Genomic DNA, 7,440 nt, shown 5'->3' with positions numbered 1-7,440 from the left:
CGTTGTTAAGACATGGGCAGTTAGCTCAGCTGGCAGAGCAACGGACTCTTAATCCGTGGGTCCAGGGTTCGATCCCCTGACTGCCCATCAGAGGTTTACGAGGCTGGGAAGAAACGCAAGTTTCTTCCCAGCCTTTCTTTTATCTCCGAATAATAGTTGCTTCCTGCTGGTGCTCTCCATCCATTACCAAGATAAGGCTTTCACCCTATCTTTTTTTGGAGGATTTAAAATGAAAGTTACCTGGATCTTACTTTTGATTATCGTTGCGATTAGCATCATTACTAGTAAACGAAAACATGAACGGTTTGCTTTTCTCAATGCCTTACTCTTCTTGTTAGTAATTATTAGCACCCTCTTTTTCATTATAATTGTAGCCATTGCCTACTTCTTCAGTAATTCGATCCCCCATTTAGCAATTGGTTCAATTTTCTTCCTGTATGGCTTAATTATTGTGATTGCCGGAATTTTGCTTTTCTTTAATTTACAAATTCTCAATCATTTCCATCGGATCTCAGGGACAACCCTCACCCTGATCGAATACTATATTCAGTGGTCATTAATCTATGTCACCATTTATCAAATTCTCTTTGATAATCTCCTTAAAACCCTCAAAATTATCCGCGACGTATCCAGTTTTACCACCATTTCCACCAATTTAATCTTAATCGCCGTCCTTTCATCCTTTATTGCCTCTTGGATCGGTGTTATCTTTTTCAAATTCACTTCTGAAGAAATTTGATTTTTTCAAAAAAAGACTTGCATTTATCGTTTAGACTTGTTATTATAATAGTCGTTGTTAAGACATGGGCAGTTAGCTCAGCTGGCAGAGCAACGGACTCTTAATCCGTGGGTCCAGGGTTCGATCCCCTGACTGCCCATACCAACCATCGCTATGGCGGTGGTTTTTTTATTACTATCGATGAAAGCGCTTAAATGTAGTACCATTAAGATAGTGATCTGATGATGAAAGTAGGGTGCAAAATGGTTAAACCAGCCAAACTTGATGATGTTGCTAAACTAGCCGGAGTTTCAAAAAATACGGCTTCCCGGGTGCTCAACCATCGGGGATACCTAAGTCAAAAAACCATTGATAAGGTCCACGCCGCCATGGCCGAACTCAATTATCGACCAAACGTCATTGCCCGCCAACTTTATCGACAACAAACCGGCCTGGTTGGGCTCGTTTTCCCAACTGTTAATAATCCTTTTTTTGCGGAACTCGAAGCGGCGTTAGAAAAGGCGCTCTATATTCACGGTTTCCGCGCCATAATGGGCAATAGTGAAAATAATGCCAAAAAAGAAGAACAGTATCTGCAACTGTTACTTGATCATCAAATTGATGGATTAATTGTTGGTTCTCACAATACCAATATTCAGGGTTACCATTCGACGAATTTGCCTATTATTTCCATCGAACGGATTGTTAGTAATCAAATTCCAGTCGTGGCTTCAGATAATTATCAAGGGGGCCTCCTTGCAACTCAGCGTCTCTTAGATGCCGGATGTCAGCATATCATCCATACTAACTATCCCCAAACTTTCCCTTCGCCAAATTACGATCGACAAGCCGCTTATGAAGACCAAATGCGCAAACATGGTCTCACCCCCATCACTTACTCAATCCCCTTTGATGAACCGGAATCTACAAAATTACAAAAAATTCGCCAAATTTTTATTGATCATCCCGAAATTGATGGTCTCTTTGCGGATAACGATACAAATGCCCGGCTTACCATTACTGCAGCAGCAACCTTTGGTAAACATTGTCCGGCAGATTTGAAAGTAATCGGCTATGATGGGGCTGCCATTACCCGCCTGCTCTTTCCTGAATTAACAACTATTCAGCAACCAATTTCGGAAATGGCCACTACCGCAGTCAATTTACTTATTCAAAGACTCAACGGTCATTCCGTTTCTTCGGCAACCCTCCCAGTTAAATTAATTTCTGGAACTACGGCTTAAAATAATTTCATTTGAGATCAAAGTTAACAGAAAATCGTAATTTCTGTTAACTTTTTCATTTACTCATCTTTACTTTTATCATCGTCATGATTATATTACTTATTTTTTACTAATCGAATGACAAAAGTGAATTTTTATTTCAACCGGTTGAAATATCGAATTAACCGCACTATGATAAAGCCGTAAAGTTTGGTAAGCGGTTACAAAATTTACCAAACTTTACCTAGTTTTGTTTCTTGATCGATCAAATTTTAAAACGGAATTCTTAACTATCTGAGGCGATTTTTATGGCATTTAATAAGAGTCTAGCTGGTTATTATGACGATCTTGCCCATGTTGGCATTCCAACCGACGATCTTCCTAAAACTGAAGAGTTTTGGGCCGGGCTTGGTTTTAAAGAAATCGGCCGTTTCGATACCGATGACCAAGGACACGAAGTTATTTTCATGCAAGCTGGTCATTTAACCCTTGAAATTTGGAACAGTGATGGTGCTGTTCACAAAACTGGGGCCATTAATCACATCTCTTTAAACGTAACCGATGCCGATGGAGCTTATCAAGCTGCTAAAAAGGCTGGTTACCAATTAAAGGAAGATGAAGTCCAACACCTTGATTATTGGCAACACGGGATTAAGTACTTTAACATCGTTGGACCAAACGATGAAACAATTGAATTTTGTGAAATTGTAAAAGCTTAAAACGAAACGATTAAAAGGAGAAACAAATCATGAAAGCATTAGTTATGACTGCTGTTAAGCATCTTGAAGTTCAAAATGATTACAAAAAGCCAACCCCAAAGCCAAATGAACTTTTAATTCACACGGCTTGGGCTGGAATTTGTGGGACTGACAAGGCCCTTTATAATGGGCTTCCCGGTTCCGCTGACGCTGTTCCTCCAATTGTTTTGGGTCACGAAAATTCAGGGGTCGTTGCTGCAGTTGGTGAGGACGTTGAAGGCTTTAAAGTTGGGGATCGGGTTTCAGTTGACCCGAACATCTACTGCCACAAGTGCTACTACTGCCGGACTTCGCGGCCAGAACTTTGTGAACATCTCGATGCCGTTGGGGTGACGCGGGACGGAGGGTTCGCTGAATTCTTCACAGCCCCAGCCGAAGTCGTTTACCACGTTCCAGACAACGTTTCCTTGGAAGCCGCTGCCGTAATTGAACCAATTTCTTGTGCAATGCACGGGGTTGACCTCCTTGAAACTCACCCTTACCAAAATGCCTTAATTATCGGTGATGGTTTTGAAGGTCAATTAATTGCTCAAATCTTAAAGGCCCGGGGTGTTCGGGAAGTTACCCTTGCTGGGACGGTTGACGAAAAGCTTGCAAACAACCAAAAGCACTTTGGTTTTAAGGTTGTTAACAACTTGAAGCACCCTGAAGAAATTGCTAAGGATGGTTATGACATTGTTGTTGAAGCTGTTGGTTTACCAGCAACCCAAGAACAAGCAGTTGAAGCTGCCCGGCGGGGTGGCCAAGTCTTGATGTTTGGTGTTGGAAACCCTGACTCAACCTTTAAGGTTAACACCTACAAGGTTTACCAAAAGCAACTTCACATTCAAGGTTCCTTCATTAATCCTTACACCTTCGAAGACTCGATTGCCCTTCTTCAATCTGGCGACGTTGATCCCCTCCCATTAATCTCAAATGTCCTTGACTTTGCCCACGTTGAAGACTTTGTCTCTGGAAAGTTAGGTAACATTTCAAAGGCAATTGTTAAGGTTGCTGGAGAAGATGCCTAATGACGGCGCCGGTAAATTCAAAGCGGACCATTTCCTTAGCTCAATCCCTTGGCTACTTTACCATTTCCTTGGTTATTAACTCACTAGGAAATGTCTTAACTCTAATTTCAAGTGACCACGTCCATCCTTCTTTTTTAGGCTCAGCCTACTGGACGGCTGCTGATGCTGACTTAGGACATGCCTTTCTTGGCAATAATGCTTGGGTTTTATTCTGGGCGTTCTTCGGTTTAGGCGTTTTCATTTCCTTTCTAAACGCCCTTTTGTTAAAAAAACTAGATTGGAAACGAATTGGTGGGAATATTGCTTTTATGTTGCCATTTTCACTCTTCATCCAGTGGTTTGCAAACCTATTTGAAAGCCTTCCCCAAGCAACTAGTTGGGTGGGAAACATTCTCTATGTACTTTTAAACTTCTTTGGGGTCTTCTTGATTGGGACGGCAATCTCAATCTACCAACGTGTTAATTTAGTTCTACACTCGCAAGATGACCTTTTTCAAATTATTCGGTTTAAATACGTCCATGGGAACGCTACAGTTGCGATGTGGCTCTCCTATCTCCCGCCAACAGTTTTTGGTTTAATTGCCTTTTTAGTAACCGGGCGAATTGATAATATCGGAATTGGGACGATTTTCGCCTTTCTTTTCCAAGGCTCCTTTACTGGTTGGGCTGACAAGCATGTCTTCCCTAAACTTAAGCACCAAGCCTTGGACATGGGAAATTAGTTTTCAGTTACCTCGCAAAAGTAAAAAGTCCATCGCGATCAAAATTGCTTGATCACGATGGACTTTTTTAAGCTAACCTCATTTTCTTATCATCGTCCTATCTCTGGATGATTTTTATGGTTCATAATCTGGGTCGATAATTAACACTGGCTTAATCGTCTTGCCGGAAACTGAGTCGGCATTGGCTTGGTTAATTTCGTCAAATTGATAGAACTTTTCCGTCTTATCAAAGTCAAACATTCCTTGCCGATAGAATTCAATCAACCGCGGAATATCAATTTGCGGAACTGAGTCGCCCATATTAACCCCAACGATGGTCTTATCGGCAGGGCAAAGGTCATCCCAAGTATTAATGTCAATGTGATTAGCCGTAACGGCAATCGGTGCCAAAACTCCACCTTGGGCCAACGCCTTAATGGCTGCTTCTTCAACGGCAGTTACCCCAGTGGTATCAACAATATAATCGGCCCCTTTACCGTCAGTTAAGGCTTGGACGGCTTCGACCAGGTCTTGTTCATTGGTATTAATTGTGTCCGTTGCACCTAATTCTTTAGCTAAAGCAAGCCGTTCTGGAACCCGATCAATCGCGATCACCTTTAAGCATCCGCTAATCTTCCCGGCCATCATGGCAGCTAACCCAACGGCCCCAGTCCCAGTTACAGCAATCGTTGAACCAGGTTCCGGCTTCAAAGTATTAAAGACCGTTCCAGAGCCAGTGACGTATCCACAACCAAGTGGTCCTAACTTCCGTAAATCAAGATCCTTGGGTACTTTAACCGCATTCCGTTCCCGTACAACGGTGGTTGTCGTAAAGGAAGATTGGTCAAACATATCAGCGACCTTTTCACCATTTGCAGTAAAGTGGGCACTTCCATCTGGCCGCACCCCGGAAAGATTATTAGCAGCGTAGTTCAAGCATTTCGTTGGTTCACCCTTTAAACAGTTAATACAGTTCCCACAACCATAGAAGGAGAGTACAACGTGGTCGCCTGGTTTAAAGTTCTTAACTTCTGGACCAACTTTCTCAACAATTCCGGCCCCTTCATGGCCCAAAATGATAGGATAGTCAATTACGGCATCCCCTTTGCGGAGGGCTTCGTCTGAGTGACAAATCCCAGAAGCAACCATATGCACTTGTATATCGTCCGCTTGCATTTCAGCTAATTCAATATCATCTTTGATTTCAAAATTAGCCCCTTTTTCAGCGACAACCGCTGCTTTAATCTTCATTGTAATTCAGCTCCTTTTATAATTTAAGCGCTTACATAGTGCTTGTAAGGATATTTTATCACAATTAATTTTAATTTCACAATTTTTGTTATTAAGTTATTTTCATATCTCTAAGATTTTTAAGTTGATAATTAAAATGCATATCTTTAAATCAGTTCAATAAATACAAGTTTTATTAATTAAGTACTAAAAAGGGATAACCAGCTTTCAGATGAAAGTTGGTTATCCCTTTTTTGTCTGGACTAGATCTGTTTTTTTCGGGATTACCTTAGCAAACTTTAGCTTACTATTCTTATTCTCACGCCCATCGTTAGCAATAAATTCGTCAACCGCCCCACAATTTAAACAGGCAACCACAATTTGGTAACGTTGGGAATGATCATTATTCGTCGCCATCCAATTACGTTCGGCAATGATCAATTTCTTTGCCTGACACTTAGCGCATGAAATTGCCAAGATTTGATCTTCCCGAAAAGGGTCACCAACTTGGCCGACTAACCCCCATTTATCTTCACCATGAACATGGTCATAGTTATTGTAAAACATTTTGTATCCCTTCTAATAATGAATTACCTGTGATTGCCGATGATGAGTTACCACCGTAACCACTATCGTTACTAATAACCCAACGCCCATACAAATTTCAAACAAGGGGAGGTAGCTTAACTGTTCAATTATCATTCCACCAGCTAAAGGACCAATCGCTTTTCCAACCGCAATTAGGGCATTTAAAATTCCTTGGTATCGCCCCTTCTCATTTAAGGGCGTCAATTGGTTTACAATTGCTGGAATCATTGGAAAGGCCGTTGTTTCACCAAGTGTTAGAATAATCATTCCCAAAACAAACCACCAGTAATTATCCGCAATTAGGAGGATCCCAAATGAAAGGGCAATCGTCGTCAACCCAAAGTAAACATAGTGATAGTCATTTTTGATCCAACGATTCAGCCAGTTAATCACCAACTGAAAGGAGATCACCAATAAACCATTCAACGTCCATAAGAGACTGTATAAGGACATTGAAACCCCTTTTCCGGTAATATAAACCGACATATTACTAGACCATTGAACATAAACAAGCCAAGTAATCATTAAAGCTAAGCACAAGGTCCAGATGACTTCTACATTAGCCTTTGGTAGTTGACTTGGAGCTTGATGATGACTAATTTTTTCAGTATTAACTTTTGGTAGTTGATAGTATCGTAAAACCACACCCAAGAATAAGGCATATAAGACCGCCGTAATTACAAATAATGGTCCCACGTGATGATGAGCAAATTCATAAATTGGTCCTACAATCGTTGTCCCAAATACCATCCCCAAATTATTAAAGAAGTACAACATATTGAAAATAAACCGCCCATCGTGGCCTCGCAACCGGGTCCCAAATGAGTTTAACAAAGTCAATAACCAACCATTAAAAAACCCCACTAAGGTTAATAGAAAGGGGTAGGCTGGCCAACCATTCTGAAAGGTCATTGCGACCATTGTAATGATTGCCGCTACCAAACCACCTGCCATCAATCTTTGCGGCCGAAACCGATCAAAAAAGCTCCCTGCTAAAACACTTCCTAAGACATTTGCGCCCGAGAAAAACATTAATACTAATCCAGAAACCGTCAGGGATTGATGGAGTTGATCATGGATGTAAACCGTTGTTAAAGGCCAAACGAAACTATTGCCAAAGCTAGTTAAAAAAGCCCCTAATAATAACCATTGTAGCTTTAATTCTCTTTTCTTCACTATCGATGCCTCCTCCCTAAATATTTTTTGCAAAAG

8 protein-coding genes and 2 tRNA genes are annotated in these 7,440 nt (G+C 41.1%); 7 read left to right on the top strand and 3 right to left on the bottom strand.

What is annotated here, in order from left to right; translation table 11 throughout:
* Positions 1–14 precede the first annotated feature (14 nt).
* From H5993_RS01900 to H5993_RS01870, 7 genes are all read left to right on the top strand, one after another.
* Positions 15–87 (top strand) — tRNA-Lys (locus H5993_RS01900).
* Positions 88–229: 142 nt separating this feature from the next.
* On the top strand, positions 230–739 hold the full coding sequence (locus H5993_RS01895) for an SA1002 family membrane protein (protein ID WP_204776012.1): 510 nt from the start codon (positions 230–232) through the stop codon (positions 737–739).
* A gap of 66 nt (positions 740–805) precedes the next feature.
* Positions 806–878: transfer RNA gene (locus H5993_RS01890), tRNA-Lys, on the top strand.
* Between the two features lie 103 nt (positions 879–981).
* Positions 982–1,962: a LacI family DNA-binding transcriptional regulator gene (locus tag H5993_RS01885; protein WP_204776011.1), complete on the top strand. Its 981-nt coding sequence runs from the start codon at positions 982–984 to the stop codon at positions 1,960–1,962.
* Between the two features lie 287 nt (positions 1,963–2,249).
* Entirely contained in the window at positions 2,250–2,660 is a 411-nt protein-coding gene (locus tag H5993_RS01880) for a VOC family protein (protein ID WP_204776010.1), read from the top strand.
* A gap of 29 nt (positions 2,661–2,689) precedes the next feature.
* Entirely contained in the window at positions 2,690–3,709 is a 1,020-nt protein-coding gene (locus H5993_RS01875; protein ID WP_204776009.1) for a zinc-dependent alcohol dehydrogenase family protein, read from the top strand.
* Positions 3,709–4,431: a DUF6198 family protein gene (locus H5993_RS01870; RefSeq protein WP_204776008.1), complete on the top strand. Its 723-nt coding sequence runs from the start codon at positions 3,709–3,711 to the stop codon at positions 4,429–4,431. Before H5993_RS01875 ends, H5993_RS01870 begins: the two co-directional genes overlap by 1 nt.
* Before the next feature lie 114 nt (positions 4,432–4,545).
* On the opposite strand, the gene H5993_RS01865 is transcribed toward H5993_RS01870, so the two are convergent.
* The 3 genes from H5993_RS01865 to H5993_RS01855 all read right to left on the bottom strand — a co-directional run bounded on the left by H5993_RS01865 (position 4,546) and on the right by H5993_RS01855 (position 7,404).
* The gene (locus H5993_RS01865; protein ID WP_204776007.1) at positions 4,546–5,661 is read right to left on the bottom strand and encodes an NAD(P)-dependent alcohol dehydrogenase; all 1,116 of its coding nucleotides are present in this window, start codon (positions 5,659–5,661) and stop codon (positions 4,546–4,548) included.
* Positions 5,662–5,883: 222 nt separating this feature from the next.
* A complete protein-coding gene (locus H5993_RS01860; protein WP_180871111.1) occupies positions 5,884–6,207 on the bottom strand; it encodes a hypothetical protein in 324 nt (107 codons plus the stop codon).
* Positions 6,208–6,219: 12 nt separating this feature from the next.
* Positions 6,220–7,404, bottom strand: a complete 1,185-nt coding sequence (locus tag H5993_RS01855; protein ID WP_204776006.1) for an MFS transporter — start codon at positions 7,402–7,404, stop codon at positions 6,220–6,222.
* Between the last annotated feature and the right edge of the window lie 36 nt (positions 7,405–7,440).

This window comes from Limosilactobacillus alvi (genome assembly GCF_016900115.1).
In the GTDB taxonomy this organism is placed as follows: domain Bacteria; phylum Bacillota; class Bacilli; order Lactobacillales; family Lactobacillaceae; genus Limosilactobacillus; species Limosilactobacillus alvi.
Note: the sequence above shows the minus strand (reverse complement) of the source record. Positions and strands in the feature narration are given on the sequence as shown.